This is a genomic window from Pandoraea faecigallinarum (assembly GCF_001029105.3).
GTDB classification, from domain to species: Bacteria; Pseudomonadota; Gammaproteobacteria; order Burkholderiales; family Burkholderiaceae; genus Pandoraea; species Pandoraea faecigallinarum.
This window is the reverse complement of the sequence record NZ_CP011807.3, coordinates 4782350-4798716: the sequence shown is the minus strand read 5'-3', so window position 1 is coordinate 4798716 and position 16367 is coordinate 4782350. Positions and strand designations below refer to the sequence as shown.

General features: G+C 64.6%; 19 protein-coding genes. 17 read left to right on the top strand and 2 right to left on the bottom strand.

The annotated features are described in order from the left end of the window. The first annotated feature begins 6 nt into the window (after positions 1 to 6). The 3 genes from thiS (at position 7) to AB870_RS21090 (ending at position 2409) form a co-directional block, all read left to right on the top strand. Positions 7 to 204 (top strand): sulfur carrier protein ThiS, encoded by a 198-nt coding sequence (gene thiS, locus AB870_RS21100; protein ID WP_047906179.1) that lies wholly within the window; start codon positions 7 to 9, stop codon positions 202 to 204. A 1-nt stretch (position 205) separates the two neighbouring features. Continuing rightward, a complete protein-coding gene (locus AB870_RS21095; protein WP_047906178.1) occupies positions 206 to 1051 on the top strand; it encodes a thiazole synthase in 846 nt (281 codons plus the stop codon). Between the two features lie 146 nt (positions 1052 to 1197). Next, positions 1198 to 2409 (top strand): thiamine phosphate synthase, encoded by a 1212-nt coding sequence (locus AB870_RS21090; protein ID WP_064674883.1) that lies wholly within the window; start codon positions 1198 to 1200, stop codon positions 2407 to 2409. Between the two features lie 18 nt (positions 2410 to 2427). On the opposite strand, the gene AB870_RS21085 is transcribed toward AB870_RS21090, so the two are convergent. Then, the gene (locus AB870_RS21085) at positions 2428 to 2937 is read right to left on the bottom strand and encodes a GNAT family N-acetyltransferase (protein WP_047906177.1); all 510 of its coding nucleotides are present in this window, start codon (positions 2935 to 2937) and stop codon (positions 2428 to 2430) included. A gap of 340 nt (positions 2938 to 3277) precedes the next feature. Between AB870_RS21085 and AB870_RS21080 the strand changes: the two genes are divergently transcribed. From AB870_RS21080 to AB870_RS21055, 6 genes are all read left to right on the top strand, one after another. Continuing rightward, positions 3278 to 4096: an ABC transporter ATP-binding protein gene (locus AB870_RS21080; RefSeq protein ID WP_047906176.1), complete on the top strand. Its 819-nt coding sequence runs from the start codon at positions 3278 to 3280 to the stop codon at positions 4094 to 4096. Next, entirely contained in the window at positions 4093 to 4860 is a 768-nt protein-coding gene (gene mlaE, locus AB870_RS21075; RefSeq protein WP_047906175.1) for a lipid asymmetry maintenance ABC transporter permease subunit MlaE, read from the top strand. The genes AB870_RS21080 and mlaE overlap by 4 nt, the downstream gene beginning before the upstream one ends. 53 nt (positions 4861 to 4913) lie before the next feature. Then, on the top strand, positions 4914 to 5468 hold the full coding sequence (gene mlaD, locus AB870_RS21070) for an outer membrane lipid asymmetry maintenance protein MlaD (RefSeq protein WP_047906174.1): 555 nt from the start codon (positions 4914 to 4916) through the stop codon (positions 5466 to 5468). Positions 5469 to 5473: 5 nt separating this feature from the next. Next, positions 5474 to 6379, top strand: a complete 906-nt coding sequence (locus tag AB870_RS21065) for an MlaA family lipoprotein (RefSeq protein ID WP_047906173.1) — start codon at positions 5474 to 5476, stop codon at positions 6377 to 6379. A gap of 222 nt (positions 6380 to 6601) precedes the next feature. Then, the gene (locus tag AB870_RS21060; RefSeq protein WP_047906172.1) at positions 6602 to 7225 is read left to right on the top strand and encodes an MlaC/ttg2D family ABC transporter substrate-binding protein; all 624 of its coding nucleotides are present in this window, start codon (positions 6602 to 6604) and stop codon (positions 7223 to 7225) included. Positions 7226 to 7229: 4 nt separating this feature from the next. After that, on the top strand, positions 7230 to 7487 hold the full coding sequence (locus tag AB870_RS21055) for an STAS domain-containing protein (RefSeq protein ID WP_047906171.1): 258 nt from the start codon (positions 7230 to 7232) through the stop codon (positions 7485 to 7487). A 102-nt stretch (positions 7488 to 7589) separates the two neighbouring features. On the opposite strand, the gene AB870_RS21050 is transcribed toward AB870_RS21055, so the two are convergent. Then, entirely contained in the window at positions 7590 to 9056 is a 1467-nt protein-coding gene (locus AB870_RS21050) for an IS1182 family transposase (RefSeq protein WP_053059471.1), read from the bottom strand. Positions 9057 to 9369: 313 nt separating this feature from the next. On the opposite strand from AB870_RS21050, the gene AB870_RS21045 reads away from it, so the two are divergent. The 8 genes from AB870_RS21045 (at position 9370) to hisC (ending at position 16354) form a co-directional block, all read left to right on the top strand. After that, positions 9370 to 10296, top strand: coding sequence for an ABC transporter ATP-binding protein (locus AB870_RS21045; RefSeq protein ID WP_047906169.1), 927 nt, complete (start codon positions 9370 to 9372; stop codon positions 10294 to 10296). Continuing rightward, positions 10293 to 11048 carry an ABC transporter permease gene (locus AB870_RS21040; RefSeq protein ID WP_157112398.1) on the top strand — a complete coding sequence of 252 codons (756 nt, stop codon included), beginning with the start codon at positions 10293 to 10295 and terminating at the stop codon, positions 11046 to 11048. The genes AB870_RS21045 and AB870_RS21040 overlap by 4 nt, the downstream gene beginning before the upstream one ends. 18 nt (positions 11049 to 11066) lie before the next feature. Next, the gene (locus AB870_RS21035) at positions 11067 to 11306 is read left to right on the top strand and encodes a BolA family protein (protein ID WP_044457291.1); all 240 of its coding nucleotides are present in this window, start codon (positions 11067 to 11069) and stop codon (positions 11304 to 11306) included. After that, positions 11303 to 12652 carry a UDP-N-acetylglucosamine 1-carboxyvinyltransferase gene (gene murA, locus AB870_RS21030; RefSeq protein WP_237170000.1) on the top strand — a complete coding sequence of 450 codons (1350 nt, stop codon included), beginning with the start codon at positions 11303 to 11305 and terminating at the stop codon, positions 12650 to 12652. Before AB870_RS21035 ends, murA begins: the two co-directional genes overlap by 4 nt. Next, positions 12649 to 13338 carry an ATP phosphoribosyltransferase gene (gene hisG, locus AB870_RS21025; RefSeq protein ID WP_047906168.1) on the top strand — a complete coding sequence of 230 codons (690 nt, stop codon included), beginning with the start codon at positions 12649 to 12651 and terminating at the stop codon, positions 13336 to 13338. The genes murA and hisG overlap by 4 nt, the downstream gene beginning before the upstream one ends. After that, positions 13335 to 14657 carry a histidinol dehydrogenase gene (gene hisD / locus AB870_RS21020; RefSeq protein ID WP_047906167.1) on the top strand — a complete coding sequence of 441 codons (1323 nt, stop codon included), beginning with the start codon at positions 13335 to 13337 and terminating at the stop codon, positions 14655 to 14657. Before hisG ends, hisD begins: the two co-directional genes overlap by 4 nt. A 1-nt stretch (position 14658) precedes the next feature. After that, entirely contained in the window at positions 14659 to 15225 is a 567-nt protein-coding gene (locus tag AB870_RS21015) for a hypothetical protein (protein WP_047906166.1), read from the top strand. Between the two features lie 64 nt (positions 15226 to 15289). After that, complete coding sequence (hisC, locus tag AB870_RS21010) at positions 15290 to 16354, top strand: histidinol-phosphate transaminase (protein ID WP_047906165.1); 1065 nt, start codon at positions 15290 to 15292, stop codon at positions 16352 to 16354. Positions 16355 to 16367 lie beyond the last annotated feature (13 nt).

The window sequence follows — 16367 nt, the reverse complement described above, 5'->3', positions numbered from 1 at the left end:
TACGCGATGGACATCCATATCAATCAACAGACACTGAGCGTGGCCGAGACGGCGACGCTGGCCGAGGCGCTCGCCGCCTTCGGCGCCAAGCCGCCTTTTGCAGCGGCGATCAACGGGCAATTCGTGCCCAAGACGCAATATGCCGAGCGCAGGCTCGCGCAGGGCGACAAGATCGATGTCGTGCAACCGGTGGCCGGAGGCTGAAATGAACGCATTCACGGAAACGAACAACGTGGCCGCCAGCAGCACGCGCGACGCGCTCACGCTTTACGACACCCGCTTCGGCAGCCGCTTCTTGCTCGGCACGGCGCGTTATCCGTCGCTTCAGGCGCTCAACGACTCCATCGATGCGGCGCGTCCCGGCATGGTGACGGTGGCATTGCGCCGCCAGTTGTCGGGCACCGGCGCGCAGGCGTCCGAAGGGCATTTCTGGGAGACGCTGCGTCGTCTCGCGGTGCCGGTATTGCCCAACACGGCGGGCTGCCATTCGGTGCAGGAGGCGGTGACGACGGCGCAAATGGCGCGTGAAGTCTTCGAGACCGACTGGATCAAGCTTGAACTCATCGGTGACGATTACACTCTCCAGCCCGACCCGTTCGGTCTGGTGACGGCGGCCGAGCAATTGATTCGCGACGGCTTCAAGGTGCTGCCGTACTGCACGGAAGATCTGGTGCTGTGCCGTCGTTTGCTCGATGCCGGCTGTCAGGCGCTCATGCCGTGGGGCGCGCCGATCGGCACCGGCAAGGGCGTGATCAATCCGTACGGATTGCGGCTGCTGCGCGACCGTTTGCCGGACACGCCGCTCATTGTCGACGCCGGACTCGGTCTGCCCTCGCATGCCTGTCAGGTGATGGAATGGGGCTACGATGGTGTGCTGCTCAATACTGCTGTCGCTCTTGCCGCACAACCGGTGGAGATGGCGGGGGCATTTGCGGCGGCGATCAAAGCCGGCCGCGCCGCGTGGCTCGCCGGTCCGATGGCCGAGCGCGAGAGCGCCGAAGCCAGCACGCCCGTCGTTGGCGTGCCGTTCTGGCATCAGACGGGCGCATAGGCGCAAACCCATCGCAGACGATTCCAGGCCCGAATTACCGATCGATGACGGGCCGTTTGCCGGTGGATCAGGGCCCGGGCCCACCCGTCCACTCATCGAGGCGAGCGCGCCAACGCAGGCGCGCCGCCGGTTCAACAAGGATCCTCATGACGACGCACGCCGGCGCTGCCGGGCTTTCGCACGTCCGGTGCGTGCCCGCCGACGAACCCCTTGCCAACGCATGGCAGCAGGCGGCCGACGAGATACGGGCGCGGCTCGCACCGTGGCCCTCCGTTCCTGCCCGTGACACGGCGCCGCAATGGCGGCTGCACGCGAAGACGCCCGCCGGCGCGGGCCAGGGCGATTTCGTCTGGTGGCCGCTGGTGCCGGCGCACGGACTCGGGACGGTCGCGGCCGTGCAGCGTGACGCTCTGCGTGCGAGCGGCGCCGTCGTGCTATGTACCAGCGTGCTGCCGTCAGGGCAGGTGCACGATACGCTCTACACGGCAGACGGCGTCTATCGCGTTGCAGGCGTGGACGATCCGGCCTTCTTCCCCGCGCTTGCCGCGTTTCTGGATTGCGGCTTCGCGCCGCATGACGCGCTGGTCCTCGCGCGCGCGTGGCGCACCGACGGCAGCCACGCCCATGTCGAAGACGCCGAGGCGCTTGGCGCATGGCCGACCGTGCTGGAGACGTTCCCCACGGTGCTCGGACAGGTGCCGTCCCCCGGTCCCTTCGAAGCATGTCCGGCGCGGCTCGGTCTATACCCGGTGCTGCCGAGCGCGGCGTGGTGCGAGCGCATGGCCGATCTTCAGGTCGGCACGGTGCAATTGCGGATCAAGGACCCCGCCCATGCCGACTTGCGCGCCGAAATTGCACGGACGGTGGCGGCGGGCCGCCGGGTCACCCGCGACAGCGCATGGTTCATCAACGACCATTGGCGCGAAGCGATCGAAGCCGGGGCGTACGGCGTGCATCTGGGACAGGAAGACATGGCCGCGCTCTCGGTCGACGAAGTCGCAACATTGCACGCGAGCGGCGTGCGGCTGGGCATCAGCACGCACGGTTACTACGAGATTCTCGCCGCGCATCACTTCCGGCCGAGCTATCTGGCTGTCGGTGCGGTGTTTCCGACGACGACCAAGGTGATCGCCACGGCGCCGCAGGGACTGGCGAAGCTCGCGCGGTACGTGAAACTCGTCGGGCGGCATTACCCGCTCGTGGCCATCGGCGGCATCGACGCCGGCAATCTGTCTCAGGTGCTCGATACCGGTGTGCGTTGCACGGCGGTCGTGCGTGCCGTGACCGAAGCTGCCGATGTGGCGGCGGCGGTGAAGGGCATGCAGCGGGAATTCGCCCGGCGGGCATCGCATGGGTGAAGCGGGTGAAGTGCGCGATTACAGCGTACGCGTCATGAACACGGCACCATCGCCGTAACCTGCCAGCTTGGCGGCGATGAGCGGCGAGACGTCGGTCACGGCCGCATAGCCGAAGCGTGCCCAGAACCCCTGCGATTGCTGAACCGCGACGAGCGCGGACGACCGCAATCCCCGTGCCGGTACCGCTGTTACCGCCGTCAGCGCCGCGGCATACAACTGTCCGGCAACGCCCGCGCCGCGCGTGCGGGGCGCAAGCGCCATGTCGTGCACATACCAGCAATCGGGCGCCTCCGGCAGCGCGTCGAGTATCGTATCGAGTGGCGGCGGAGCGGCGAGATGCCATGGGTGGCTAAACAGATAACCCGCGATGCTCGCCTCACCGCGCGCGCGTGGGGTGTCTTCGGCTACCCAGCATGTGCCCGGCGACAGTGCCAGACGGGAGCCGAGCGCGGCCTCCGATTCGAGCATGACATCCCCATACGCTACCGCCTGGACGGCCAGAATCTGGGGGAGGTCGCCGATTCGCATCGGACGAATCCGAAAGCCGGATCGCGCCGCAGGCTGCGGCAAAACGAAGGGGGGCGGCGTTGGGGTGGGCGTGGACATCCCGTTCGAGGGAGAAGGGCTGAAAACGCCGTATTGTAGCAACGGCGCAACACCCGCGTTCCGCCAGCCGGGGTAAGTCCTTGCCGCCGTTAGGTTTTTGCGGCGTTGCACTTATGGGAAGGTTTTCGTGCGCAAACGTACGAGGCCTGTAAAATCGCGCCGGGCAGCGCCGCTCCTCGCTGTTGCCGACCTCCCGTGGACGGCATCGATTGGCAAACCCCCCTATAATTGGCGTTTTGCGCCGCACTATAAGACCCGAAACGTGCCTACCCCGAATCCGGAAAATCTGCTCGAATTGCGCGACGTCAGCTTCGGTTATGGCGAGCGTCTGGTGCTTTCCGGGTTGAATATGCGGTTTCCCCGCGGCAAGGTCATTGCCGTCATGGGAGGTTCCGGCTGTGGCAAAACGACCGTTTTGCGTCTGATCGGCGGTCTGGTGCATGCCGGTCGCGGACAAGTCGACTTCGACGGGACCGACGTCTCTACACTTGATCGCGACGGCTGGTACCGGCTGCGCCGGCGCATGGGCATGTTGTTCCAGTTCGGTGCGCTTTTCACCGATATGACGGTGTTCGACAACGTGGCGTTTCCGCTGCGCGAACACACCCGTCTCGATGAGGAACTGATTCGCGATCTCGTGCTGATGAAGCTGAACGCCGTGGGCCTGCGCGGCGCGCGCGACATGAAGCCGGCAGAGATTTCAGGCGGCATGGCGCGTCGTGTGGCGCTCGCGCGCACCATCGCGCTGGACCCGGACCTCGTGATGTACGACGAGCCGTTCACCGGCCTGGACCCGATCTCGATGGGCATTACCGCGAACCTGATTCGCAAGCTCAACGACGCGCTGGGCGCCACCTCGATCATCGTGTCGCACGACGTTGCGGAGACGTTCGCCATCGCCGACTACATCTACTTCATCAGCGAAGGCCGCATTGCCGCCGAGGGCGCGCCCGACGTGTTGCGCGCCTCGAACGACCCGACCGTGCGTCAGTTCATCGATGCCCAGCCGGACGGCCCCGTGAAATTCCAGTATCCCGCGCCGCCGCTCGCGGAAGATTTCGGCATCGGAGCGCGTGCATGATTACTACCATCGGCAGTTTCGTTCGCGGCCACGTCGAGCGCCTGGGTTACGGCGCGCGCATGTTCCTGCACATGCTCGCGTCGAGCGGCGCGTTGCTGCGCCGGCCGCGTCTGGTGACCGACCAGGTCCATTTCGTCGGCAATTATTCGTTCGTCATCATCGCCGTCTCGGGCCTGTTCGTGGGTTTCGTGCTCGGCCTGCAAGGCTATTACACGCTCAACAAGTACGGCTCGGAGCAAGCGCTCGGTCTGCTCGTGGCGCTCTCGCTCGTGCGCGAGCTTGGGCCGGTGGTGACGGCATTGCTGTTTGCCGGACGTGCGGGCACCTCGCTCACCGCGGAGATCGGCCTGATGAAGGCCGGCGAGCAACTGACCGCGATGGAAATGATGGCGATCGATCCGATCGCGCGCGTGGTCGCACCCCGTTTCTGGGCGGGCGTGATCGCCATGCCGATTCTCGCCGCCATTTTTTCGGCGGTCGGCATCTTCGGCGGCTACCTCGTCGGCGTGCAACTGATCGGCGTGGATGCCGGCGCGTTCTGGTCGCAGATGCAGGGTGGCGTGGATGTATGGTCCGACGTGGCGAACGGCGTCGTCAAGAGTATCGTGTTCGGCATTGCCGTCACGTTCATCGCGCTGTACCAGGGCTTCGAAGCACAGCCGACGCCGGAAGGCGTGTCGCGTGCAACGACGCGGACGGTCGTGCAGGCGTCGCTGGCCGTTCTCGGCCTCGACTTCCTGCTCACGGCCCTCATGTTCAGCTAACGGGCCGGCTTGCCTGCCAAGACATAGACAGACAGTTTGCGCACACTGACACAATGAAAAAACACCCCCTCGACTTCTGGGTTGGCCTGTTCGTGGTACTCGGCTTCGCCGCGCTGTTGTTCCTCGCGCTCAAGGCGGGCAACATGAGTTCGTTGTCGTTCTCGAGCACGTATCCGGTTACGGTGCGTTTCGACAACATCGGCGGGCTGAAGCCGCGCGCGGCGGTCAAGAGTGCCGGCGTGGTGGTTGGCCGCGTGGCATCGATTCAGTTCGACGACAAGCGTTATCTGGCCGACGTCACGCTCAACATCGATTCCCGCTATCAGTTCCCGAAGGACTCGTCGGCGAAGATCCTGACCTCGGGTCTGCTCGGCGAGCAGTACATCGGGCTCGAACCCGGCGGCGACGATCAGATGCTCAAGGGCGGTGATACGATCACGCTCACGCAGTCTGCCATCGTGCTGGAAAACCTGATCGGCCAGTTCCTGTACAACAAGGCGGCAGACGCCGGTGGCGCCCAGTCGGGCGGAGCATCGGCAGCACCGGCTCCGGCAGCCCCTGCCGCGGCGCCGGCGCCTGGGGCGGCAACGGTAACCCAAGGAAAATAAGAGAAATGACCAGCTTCCGTACTTCGGCAGTGTTGGCCGCCGGCGCGTTGGCGTTGGCAGGATGCGCCACCGTCACGAACCCCAACCCCGCAGATCCCGTCGAAGGTTTCAACCGTTCGATGTACAAGTTCAACGACACGCTGGACAAGGCGGTGCTCGTGCCGGTTGCGAAGGGCTACCGTTTCACGGTGCCGGAACCGGCGCGTGACATGGTCACGAACTTCTTCTCGAACGTGGGCGACGTGTACAACTTCGCCAACAACCTGCTCCAGCTGGAAATCACGGCGGCGGTGCAGGATCTGATGCGGCTGACGATCAACACGGTCTTCGGTGTCGGCGGTCTGGTCGACTTCGCCACGCCGGCCGGTCTGCCCAAGCACAGCCAGGATTTTGGCGTGACGCTGGGCAAGTGGGGCGTGCCTGACGGTCCGTATCTCGTGCTGCCGCTGCTTGGCCCGAGCACGGTGCGCGACACCGTCGGCATGGCCGGCAACATGTTCATCGACCCGACCTCGTACATCAAGCCGGACTGGGTGAGTTACTCGCTGTATGGCGTGCGTCTCGTGAACACGCGTGCCAATTTGCTCGACGCGTCGAACCTGCTCGAAGCCGCCGCGCTCGATCCGTATTCGTTCACGCGCGATGCCTATCTGGCACGTCGCAAGTATCTGATCAATGGCGGCGCTTCGGGCGATGCCTCGCTGCCGAACTACGAAGACGAAGAGGGCGCCGGTGGCGCCGCCGCGGGAGCGGCCGCCGCCGGTGGTACGGGCGGGCAGCCAATGCCGGCCAGACCTGCGTCGGGTGCCAGCGCACCGGCGCCGGCGTCGGGCGTTCAAGGTGAAGAAGCGCCGCAAGGCTCGCCCGTGCCGGGCAAGATGGTGCCGGGCGGTCTGCCGTTCCGTCGCTGATCCCGAATTGGCCGGAATGGATCGACGTTGATCGCGAGCCGTTCGGCGTCGATTTACCGAAAACGATGAGGTGCCCCGCCAGCCGGGGCGTCGTCGGCAGCGGTCGCGGGGCAAATCCCGGGCAACAGTTTGTTACACGACACTGCCACCAATCCGAGAACTCCAGACGCAACGCGGCTATCCAACCCCGCAACACTCGTCACTCGAAAGAGGAAGTCCACAATGAAGAAGTTCTGGCTCATTCCCGTCATGGCTTTCATGACGTACACCGCCGCCGCCGGTTCGGCGATGGCACAGGCTCAGTCGCCCGACGCACTGGTCAAGCAGACCGTGACCGAAGTGATGGCTGCCGCCAAGAGCGACCCGAACATCCAGAAGGGTGATCTGAACAGCATTACGCGTCTGGTCGAGCAGAAGATTCTGCCGCACGCCGACTTCACGAAGACCACGCAGTTGGCCACCGGTCAGGCGTGGCGTCAGGCAACGCCGCAGCAGCGCGAGCAACTCACGTCGCAGTTCAAGACGCTGCTCCTGCGCACGTACGCCGGCGCGATCGCCCAGATTCGCGACCAGCAGGTCAACTACAAGCCGTATCGTGGCCAGCCGGGCGACACCGATGCCGTGGTGTACACCGACGTCATCAATAACGGCCAGCCGATCGAACTGGATTACCGTCTGTACAAGACGTCGAGCGGCGAATGGAAGCTGTACGACCTGAACGTGCTTGGTGCATGGCTGGTCCAGACGTACCGCAACCAGTTCGCGGAAAAGGTCAGCCAGTCGGGCGTCGACGGCCTGATCCAGTTCCTGACCGAGCGTAACAAGCAACTCGCAGGCGGCAAGTAAGTCCATGCTCGCGTTGCAGACCGATCTGACTCACGACACCGCCGGCGACGTTCTTGCGCAGGCCATCGATCGCATCGACGCGGGTGAGACCCAGGTCGATTGCGCCGGGCTCGCGCATTTCGACTCGTCGGCACTCGCCGTACTGCTGGCTCTGCGCCGTCACGCGAGTCGGCGCGGATCGACGTTGGCGTTCACTAACTTGCCGACCGGGTTGGCCAGTCTCGCACTGGTGTACGGTGTCGACCATCTGCTCTCGAGCTGATTCGTCCGGCCGGACTGCCGCCCGATGAAGAAGCGCCGTCTCCGAACGGCGCTTCAGATTGCTGACGAACCCCTCGTTTTTCGGAGCGAGGGGTTTTATCTTTTAGGCAAGGGCGAATGGGCAGCGTAAGGGCGCGCACATTGAGAGACAAGCCCTCAGGACGCTCATGAGCCACCGAAACGGGCGCCAGAGGTACGAGCGCTCGCCTGCACGCGCCCGTAGGCGCGCCACCAGCATCGCAATTTTCTTGATGTTCTGCGCCGCCGCAGCCAACAAGCACTGCTCGGCCACCTTGCGCAGCCCGCGCATGCGCGCATAGCGATGCCCATGCAGTTGCTTGGCATCGGCAAAGCTGCGTTCCACCGTCTCCTTGCGCCGCGCGTAAATGCGTCGTCCCCACTCGCTCAGCCGCCTCGCGTCCACCCGCTGCTTGGCGCGCTCCCAGACGTGGCGCGTCACCACCTTCACCGCGTTGGCACTGTTCGTGCACTGTGCTCGTACCGGGCAGCATCGGCATATCCGAGCATCGGATTTGTATTCCCGATAGCCGAGCCGGTTAGTCGTGCTGTACGGCAGCGCCTGTCCCTGCGGGCACACGTACTCGTTGCGGTACGCGTCGTATTGGAACTGCCGTTTGTAGAACAGCCCCGGCTTGTGGTTCGGCGTGCGATAGCCCATCACCCCGGCAATCTCCCGCTCCTCGAGCCCCTGGCACACCGCCGGCGTGAAGTAGCCAGCATCCAGCCCCACCGCTTCCACCTTGAACTCGAAGCGCTCGCGCTGTCGATCCAGCCGCTCCAGATACGGCTGGCTGTCGTGCACCGAGGCCGGCGTCACATGCGTATCGGTAATGATCGCGTGCTTGGCGTCCACCGTGCGGTGGTCCAGATAGAAGAAGCCCTTCGGCTTGTCGTCCCGCACCATGTAGCCGCTGTCCGGATCGGTCCGGCTGATCTTGGTGTCCTTGCTCGACGGCGGCTCATCGTCGTCCCGATTCAGCGGCTTCTTGCCATGCGCGGCCCGGTCCGCATCCACTGCCGCATTGAGCTTCTCCAGATAGGCCGCAGGCGTCTGTTCCAGCTTTACCACGTCGAACTTGTTCTTGTTCGCATTGGCCTTCAGGTGCGTGCTGTCGGTGTACAGCACACGGCCATCGACCAGACCACGGCCCATCGCCTGGCGCACGATCTCGTCGAATATCTCCTGATACACCGTCGTGTCCGTGAAGCGTCGGCGGCGATTCTGTGAGAACGTCGACGCATCCGGCACCTTGTCGGTCAGCCGAAACCGGGCGAACCACCGGTAGGCGACGTTGACCTGGACCTCGCGCATCAACTGCCGCTCACTGCGCACTCCAAACAGGTAGCCGATGAACAGCAGCTTGAACATCACCACCGGATCGAGCGCCGGACGACCGTTGTCTGCGCAGTACAGATGCGCGACCTTTTCGCGGATGAATTCGAAATCCACTGCCGCGTCGATCTGGCGCAGCAGGTGGTCCTTCGGCACGAGTTCCTCGAGCGTCACCATCTCGAGTTCGTGCTGCGTGGGCGTCGGGATCTTTAGCATCCTGCTATTAAAAAACAAAACCCTCGCACTTGGCGAGGGTTTGTCAGCAATCTGAAGCGCCGTCTCCGAACGGCGCTTTTTTTATGGGCATGCGATACCCGGGGCAACGTGCTGGATGCGGTCAATGCGTTACCGGGGTTACGGCAGGGGATTGGGCGTAAGCACGGCCGCCACCGGCTTCCTTTATAATCAGGGGTTTTCTGCCGACTTTTGGGCAGTGACCCCCCTTCTGGGCATCGACGCTGTCATCATGGCGGCTACACGATCCGGGAAACAATAATGGCGCATCCGCAAAGACGGGTGCGTGCAGTCCATGGCCGCCATCGAAATCCGTAACGTCAAAAAACGCTATCAGGCGTTGCAGGCGCTCAAGGGCGTCAGCTTCTCGATCGAAGAAGGTGAGTTCTTCGGTCTGCTCGGCCCCAATGGCGCGGGCAAAACCACGTTGATCAGTATTCTCGCGGGCCTCGCGCGCGCGGATTCGGGCAACATCAGCGTGCTCGGCCACGACGTGGTGCGCGATTACCGCAACGCCCGCCGCAAGCTCGGCGTGGTGCCGCAGGAACTCGTCTTCGATCCCTTCTTTTCAGTACGTGAAACGCTGCGCATCCAGTCCGGCTATTTCGGACTCACGCATAACGACGACTGGATCGACGAAGTGATGGCTAACCTCGATCTGACCGACAAGGCGGACGCGAATATGCGCCAGCTCTCGGGCGGCATGAAGCGGCGCGTGCTGGTCGCGCAGGCGCTCGTGCACCGTCCGCCGGTCATCGTGCTCGACGAGCCGACCGCCGGCGTCGACGTCGAACTGCGTCAAACGCTCTGGAAATTCATCTCGCGCCTGAATCGCGAAGGTCACACCATCGTGCTGACCACGCACTATCTGGAAGAAGCCGAAGCGCTTTGCGACCGCATCGCCATGCTCAAGCGCGGCGAAGTCGTGGCGCTCGAACGTACGGCGTCGCTGTTGCAGCGCTTCGCCGGCACGCGCCTCGTGCTGCGCTTCAAGCAAGGCACGCTGCCGGCCGAACTGCGGCCGTTGCTGGTGGACGCTCAGGACACCGGCGGACCTCAGTTCGCGCTGCGTCTGTCGGGCGGCGACGAAGTGGAATCCATTCTCGCCACGTGCCGCGCAGCAGGCGGCATCGTCGAGGACATCGACATTCAGAAGGCCGATCTCGAGGACGTATTCGTGCAGATCATGTCGGGTTCGCGCGCGCAGGAGGTGTCGGCATGATCGGCTTTCGCACGCTGTTCTACAAGGAAGTGCTGCGCTTCTGGAAGGTGAGCTTCCAGACCGTGGCCGCGCCGGTGCTCACCGCGCTGCTGTATCTGATGATCTTCGGTCACGTGCTCGAAGACCGCGTGAAGGTCTACGACCAGATCAACTACACGTCCTTCCTCGTGCCCGGGCTGGTGATGATGAGCGTGTTGCAGAACGCGTTCGCCAATAGTTCGTCGTCGCTGATTCAGTCGAAGATCACGGGCAACCTGGTGTTCGTGCTGTTGCCGCCGCTCTCGCACTGGGAGATGTATGGCGCGTACGTGCTGGCAGCGGTGGTGCGCGGTCTGTGCGTCGGGCTGGGCGTTTTTCTCGTGACCGTCGCGTTTACGCATCTGACGTTTGCCGCGCCGCTGTGGATCATTGGCTTCGCGTTCTTCGGCGCGGCGATCCTGGGCACGCTGGGGCTGATTGCGGGCATCTGGGCCGAGAAGTTCGACCAGCTTGCCGCGTTTCAGAACTTCCTTATCATGCCCGCGACGTTCCTCGCGGGCGTGTTTTACTCGATTCAATCGCTGCCGCCGTTGTGGCAGGCTGTCTCGCATTTCAACCCGTTCTTCTACATGATCGACGGGTTCCGGTACGGCTTCTTCGGCGTGTCCGACGTGGCCCCGACGACGAGCCTTGCGGTCGTCGGTGTGACCTTTCTGATACTCGCATCCGTGGCGCTGAATCTGCTGCGCCGCGGTTACAAACTGCGTCACTGAACTTCTCCAGGATCAGCAATGCTGCCTACCCCCGAACAAATCAAACAGTACATCGAAGCCGGTCTGGCTTGCGAGCACGTGGCCGTCGAAGGTGATGGCCAGCACTTCTTCGCGACCATCGTGAGCGCGCAGTTCGAAGGCAAGCGCCTCATTGCGCGCCATCAACTGGTGTACGGCGCGCTGGGCGATCGTATGAAGGCCGAAATTCACGCGCTCTCGATGAAGACGCTCACGCCGGCGGAGTATCAGGCGCAATGAGGATCACGCAAGAAAGCGCTGGCGCAGCCGGCAACGGTGAGGGCGTCGCCGGCGAGCGTTTGGCCGCGGACCACCTGGAAATCGAAGGCGGCGAGCGGCTGGCAGGAGAGATTACGGTCTCGGGCGCCAAGAACGCGGCCCTGCCCATTCTGTGCGCGAGCCTGTTGACGGCCGAGCCGCTGGTGCTGGGTAACGTCCCCGATTTGCACGACGTGCGCACCATGCTCACGTTGCTGACACGCATGGGGGTGAAGGTCGAGCGCAAGGGCGAGGCGGTGACGCTGGACGCGTCGCAGATTACCGAGCCGGCGGCGCCGTACGAGCTGGTGAAAACCATGCGGGCGTCCATCCTGGTACTCGGTCCGCTGCTCGCCCGTTGCGGTGAGGCGCGCGTGTCGCTGCCGGGCGGTTGCGCCATCGGTGCGCGCCCCGTCGATCAGCACATCAAGGGCCTGCAAAAGATGGGCGCCGAGATCATGCTCACGCACGGTGACATCGTGGCCGGCGTCGCGCGCGGGTCGCGGCTGCGCGGCGAGACGCTCGTGACCGACATGATTACCGTCACGGGGACGGAAAACCTGCTCATGGCGGCAACGCTCGCCGACGGCGTGACCGTGCTGGCCAACGCCGCGCGCGAGCCGGAAGTGACCGATCTGGCGAACCTGCTCGTGAAGATGGGCGCGAAGATCGAAGGCATCGGTACCGATCGTCTGGTCGTGACCGGCGTCGCCCGCTTGCATGGTGCAACGCACGACGTGGTGCCGGATCGTATCGAGGCCGGCACGTTCCTGTGTGCGGCGGTGGCGACGCGTGGCGACATCACGCTGCGCCGCGTGGTGCCGGGCACGCTCGACGCCGTGATCGAAAAGCTGCGCGAGACCGGTGCGAACGTGACCGGCGGCGCGGACTGGCTGCGCGTGCGGATGGATCGCCGTGCACGGGCGGTGAGTTTCCGTACGTCGGAATACCCGGCATTTCCGACCGACATGCAGGCGCAGTTCATGGCGCTGAATTGCATCGCCGAAGGCGCATCGCAAGTGGTCGAGACGATCTTCGAGAACCGTTTCATGCATGTGCAGGAACTGACGCGTCTGGGCGCGAATATCGGTATCGAAGGCAATACGGCGCGGATTTCCGGCGTGGATCGGCTGTCCGGCGCGCACGTGATGGCTACCGACCTGCGGGCGTCCGCCAGCCTGATCGTCGCGGGGCTGACGGCAGAAGGCCGTACCCTCGTCGACCGTATTCATCACCTCGATCGCGGCTATCATCGTATCGAGGCCAAGTTGTGCGCCGTGGGCGCGCGAATCCGGCGTGTCGAAGCACGCCAGGGAGAGATTGCATGAGTTCCGCCAAGTCGGCTACGTCGGCCAGGCCGCTAGCCCAACCGTTGACGCTGGCGCTCTCGAAAGGGCGTATCTTTACGGAGACGCTGCCGTTGCTGGCCGCTGCCGGCATCGAAGTCACGGAAGACCCGGAGACCTCGCGCAAGCTGATCCTGCCGACGACCGATCCGAACCTGCGCGTGATCATCGTGCGCGCGACGGACGTGCCGACGTATGTCCAGTACGGCGCTGCCGACTTCGGCGTCGCCGGCAAGGATGTGCTCATCGAGCATGGCGGCGGCGGTCTGTATCAGCCGATCGATTTGAACATTGCGCGTTGCCGCATGTCTGTGGCTGTACCGAATGGCTTCGATTATGCGAACGCGGTACGTCAGGGGGCGCGCCTGCGTGTGGCGACCAAGTACGTGCACGTGGCGCGCGAGCACTTCGCCGCCAAGGGCGTGCACGTCGACCTGATCAAGCTGTACGGCTCGATGGAGCTGGGCCCGCTCGTGGGCCTGGCCGACGCGATTGTCGATCTGGTGAGCACCGGCGGCACGCTGCGGGCCAACAATCTGGTGGAAGTGGAGGAGATCATGGATATCTCGTCCCGCCTCGTGATCAACCAGGCTGCGCTCAAGTTGAAGCGTGAGTCGTTGCAGCCTATTCTGGAGGCCTTTGAGCAGGCCTCCCGGCAAACAGCATGAAACTCGATATTCGCAAACTCGATTCGACCGACGAAGGCTTCGCGACGCAGTTGCGCGACGTTCTCGCGTTCGAGGCGAGTGAAGACGCCGCCATCGACCGTGCGGCCGCTGAAATTCTCGCCGATGTGAAGACCCGCGGTGACGCGGCCGTCATCGAATACACCAACCGCTTCGACCGTCTGAGCGCGCCCGACATGGCGGCGCTGGAGCTGTCTGCCGACGTGCTGGCCGCAGCGCTCGAAGGTCTCGAGCCGAAGCGCCGTGCGGCGCTCGAAGCCGCCGCCGCGCGTGTGCGGGCCTATCACGAAAAGCAACGTATCGAATGCGGCAGCCATAGCTGGCAGTACACCGAGTCCGACGGCACGGTGCTCGGCCAGAAGGTCACGCCGCTCGATCGCGTGGGCATTTACGTGCCGGGCGGCAAGGCGGCGTATCCGTCGTCCGTGCTGATGAATGCGATTCCGGCGCGCGTGGCCGGCGTCAAGGAAATCGTGATGGTGGTGCCCACGCCGGACGGCGTGCAGAATCCGCTGGTGCTTGCCGCCGCGCACATTGCCGGTGTGGATCGCGTGTTCACCATCGGTGGTGCGCAGGCGGTCGGCGCGCTGGCGTACGGCACGCAAACCGTGCCGGCCGTCGACAAGATCGTCGGGCCGGGCAATGCCTTCGTGGCGGCGGCCAAGCGCCGCGTGTTCGGCACCGTTGGCATCGACATGATCGCCGGGCCGTCGGAAATTCTCGTGATTTGCGACGGTTCGACGGACCCCGACTGGGTGGCGATGGACCTGTTCTCGCAGGCGGAACACGACGAACTCGCGCAATCGATCCTGCTGTGCCCGGACGCCGCGTACATCGAGCGAGTCCATGCCTCGCTGGAGCGCCAGATCGACGACATGCCGCGTCGCGACGTGATCGCCGCATCGCTGCAAGGCCGTGGCGCGCTGGTCAAGGTGCGCGATATGGCCGAGGCCTGCGAGATTGCCAACGTGATCGCGCCCGAACACCTGGAGATTTCCGCCGAGACGCCGCAGCAGTGGGGCGACAGGATTCGCCACGCCGGTGCGATCTTCCTCGGCAAGTTCACGAGCGAGAGCCTCGGCGACTACTGTGCCGGTCCGAACCACGTGCTGCCGACCTCGCGCACGGCGCGCTTCTCGTCGCCCCTGGGCGTGTATGACTTCATCAAGCGTTCGAGCCTCATCGAAGTGAGCGAGGGCGGTGCCCGCATGCTCGGCGAGATCGCTGCCGAACTGGCGTACGGCGAAGGCCTGCAAGCGCACGCGCGCAGTGCCGAATACCGTTTGCATCACGAGTCCTGACATGCGCGACGACGCCCTGCGGCCCGCGTACTGTCCAATGACGCCGGCCACGGCCCGGCGTCGGATCCGCGCAAACGCTTTCCCTTCGTTGCCATCGCTGCCGGTCCGCTTCGCGCGGACCGTGCTGCGGCATGTATTCCGTGTTGCCGTTCTCCCCGGCCTTGCACTGGGGGCCAGTCCGGCGGCACACGCCGCCGGTAATTATTGCCAGCACGCCACGTTCGGAGCCGCTTCCGTACAGAAGATGACGGTGTGCGTGCGACGTCAGGCGTTCGATAACGACGTGTACGTGCTTCGTCTGGATGGCAAGACCGCGCTGCGCGGCACCGACGAGGAAGTCGCGCACGGCGTGTTTGGGCGCGTGGGCGACCGGCTCGTCGCCATGCGCTGCGAGGCCGAGGAATCGCCCGCGCGGGTGAGCCCGGCCGTGGCGCAGGCGCTGTCGTGGCAGACGGGCATGCGCGTCCAGCGCATTACGGACGCGCTCGGCAGCGTGGAGACCGGTCGGCGCTGCACCGTCAAGATCGACGGGGCCGACGCGGGCTTGCTGACGTTCGCCTTCAATTGATTCGTCCCAATTCCATCGATCCCATCGATCCAACCGCCCGCCGGGTGCTCATTCCCTCTTCGCCATGTCCGTCGACCAAGTGATCCGCCCAGATGTGCTCGCCATGAGCACGTATCCCGTGCCTGATGCGAGTGGCTTCCTCAAGCTCGACGCGATGGAAAATCCTTACGGCCTGCCGCAGACGCTGCGCACCGCCTTGGGGCAGCGTCTGGCCGACGTGGCGCTCAACCGCTATCCGGCGCCGCGTCCACAGGCCCTGCTCGGCAAGCTCGCGAGCACGATGGGCGTGCCTGCCGGGGCGACGCTGCTGCTGGGCAACGGCTCCGACGAGATCATCAGCATGATCGCGATGGCGACGGCGCGCCCGGGCGCGGCGGTCATTGCGCCGACGCCGGGTTTCGTGATGTATGAGATGTCGTCGCGGCTGGCGGGCATCGAGTTCGTGGGCGTGCCCTTGCGCGCCGACTTCTCGCTGGACGTACCGGCCATGCTCGATGCGATTGCGGCGCATCCGGGCGCGGTCGTCTATCTGGCATACCCGAACAATCCGACCGGCAATCTGTTTGCCGACGAGGACATCGAGACGCTCGTGCGCGCGGCCGGCAAGGGGCTGGTGGTAATCGACGAGGCGTATCAGCCGTTCGCCGGGAAGACGTGGATGCCGCGCCTGCTCGAATTTCCGAACCTGCTCGTGATGCGCACCGTCTCGAAGCTCGGGCTGGCGGGGATCCGGCTGGGGTATGTGGCGGGGGCCGCCGAGTGGCTCGATCAACTCGACAAGGTGCGTCCGCCCTATAACGTGAACGTGCTGACGCAGGCCTGCGCCGACTTCATGCTCGATCACCTCGATGTTCTCGACGCGCAGGCGGCCGGACTGCGCACTGAGCGCGCGCGGCTGGCGGCCGCCGTAGCGGCGCTTCCCGGGGTGACGGTGTTCCCGAGCGACGCGAATTTCCTGCTGGTTCGGGTCCCGGATGCCGACAAAACCCATGCCGGGCTGCTCACACACAAGGTGCTGATCAAAAACGTGGGTAAAATGCACATATTGCTGGCCAATTGCCTCAGATTGACGGTCGGCACCCCCACGGAGAATGCGGCGATGGTCGAAGCCCTGGCCGCATCGCTCTAACAAGCTATACGAC

Bases quoted from the DNA above. Each gene is read 5' to 3' on its own strand.
- AB870_RS21095 (WP_047906178.1), top strand. From the start codon at position 206: ATGAACGCATTCACGGAAACGAACAACGTGGCCGCCAGCAGCACGCGC.
- AB870_RS21045 (WP_047906169.1), top strand. From the start codon at position 9,370: ATGGCCGCCATCGAAATCCGTAACGTCAAAAAACGCTATCAGGCGTTG.
- AB870_RS21035 (WP_044457291.1), top strand. From the start codon at position 11,067: ATGCTGCCTACCCCCGAACAAATCAAACAGTACATCGAAGCCGGTCTG.
- AB870_RS21040 (WP_157112398.1), top strand. From the start codon at position 10,293: ATGATCGGCTTTCGCACGCTGTTCTACAAGGAAGTGCTGCGCTTCTGG.
- thiS (WP_047906179.1), top strand. From the start codon at position 7: ATGGACATCCATATCAATCAACAGACACTGAGCGTGGCCGAGACGGCG.
- AB870_RS21060 (WP_047906172.1), top strand. From the start codon at position 6,602: ATGAAGAAGTTCTGGCTCATTCCCGTCATGGCTTTCATGACGTACACC.
- AB870_RS21085 (WP_047906177.1), bottom strand. From the start codon at position 2,937: ATGCGAATCGGCGACCTCCCCCAGATTCTGGCCGTCCAGGCGGTAGCG.
- murA (WP_237170000.1), top strand. From the start codon at position 11,303: ATGAGGATCACGCAAGAAAGCGCTGGCGCAGCCGGCAACGGTGAGGGC.
- mlaE (WP_047906175.1), top strand. From the start codon at position 4,093: ATGATTACTACCATCGGCAGTTTCGTTCGCGGCCACGTCGAGCGCCTG.
- AB870_RS21015 (WP_047906166.1), top strand. From the start codon at position 14,659: ATGCGCGACGACGCCCTGCGGCCCGCGTACTGTCCAATGACGCCGGCC.
- hisG (WP_047906168.1), top strand. From the start codon at position 12,649: ATGAGTTCCGCCAAGTCGGCTACGTCGGCCAGGCCGCTAGCCCAACCG.
- AB870_RS21050 (WP_053059471.1), bottom strand. From the start codon at position 9,056: ATGCTAAAGATCCCGACGCCCACGCAGCACGAACTCGAGATGGTGACG.
- AB870_RS21065 (WP_047906173.1), top strand. From the start codon at position 5,474: ATGACCAGCTTCCGTACTTCGGCAGTGTTGGCCGCCGGCGCGTTGGCG.
- hisC (WP_047906165.1), top strand. From the start codon at position 15,290: ATGTCCGTCGACCAAGTGATCCGCCCAGATGTGCTCGCCATGAGCACG.
- mlaD (WP_047906174.1), top strand. From the start codon at position 4,914: ATGAAAAAACACCCCCTCGACTTCTGGGTTGGCCTGTTCGTGGTACTC.
- hisD (WP_047906167.1), top strand. From the start codon at position 13,335: ATGAAACTCGATATTCGCAAACTCGATTCGACCGACGAAGGCTTCGCG.
- AB870_RS21090 (WP_064674883.1), top strand. From the start codon at position 1,198: ATGACGACGCACGCCGGCGCTGCCGGGCTTTCGCACGTCCGGTGCGTG.
- AB870_RS21055 (WP_047906171.1), top strand. From the start codon at position 7,230: ATGCTCGCGTTGCAGACCGATCTGACTCACGACACCGCCGGCGACGTT.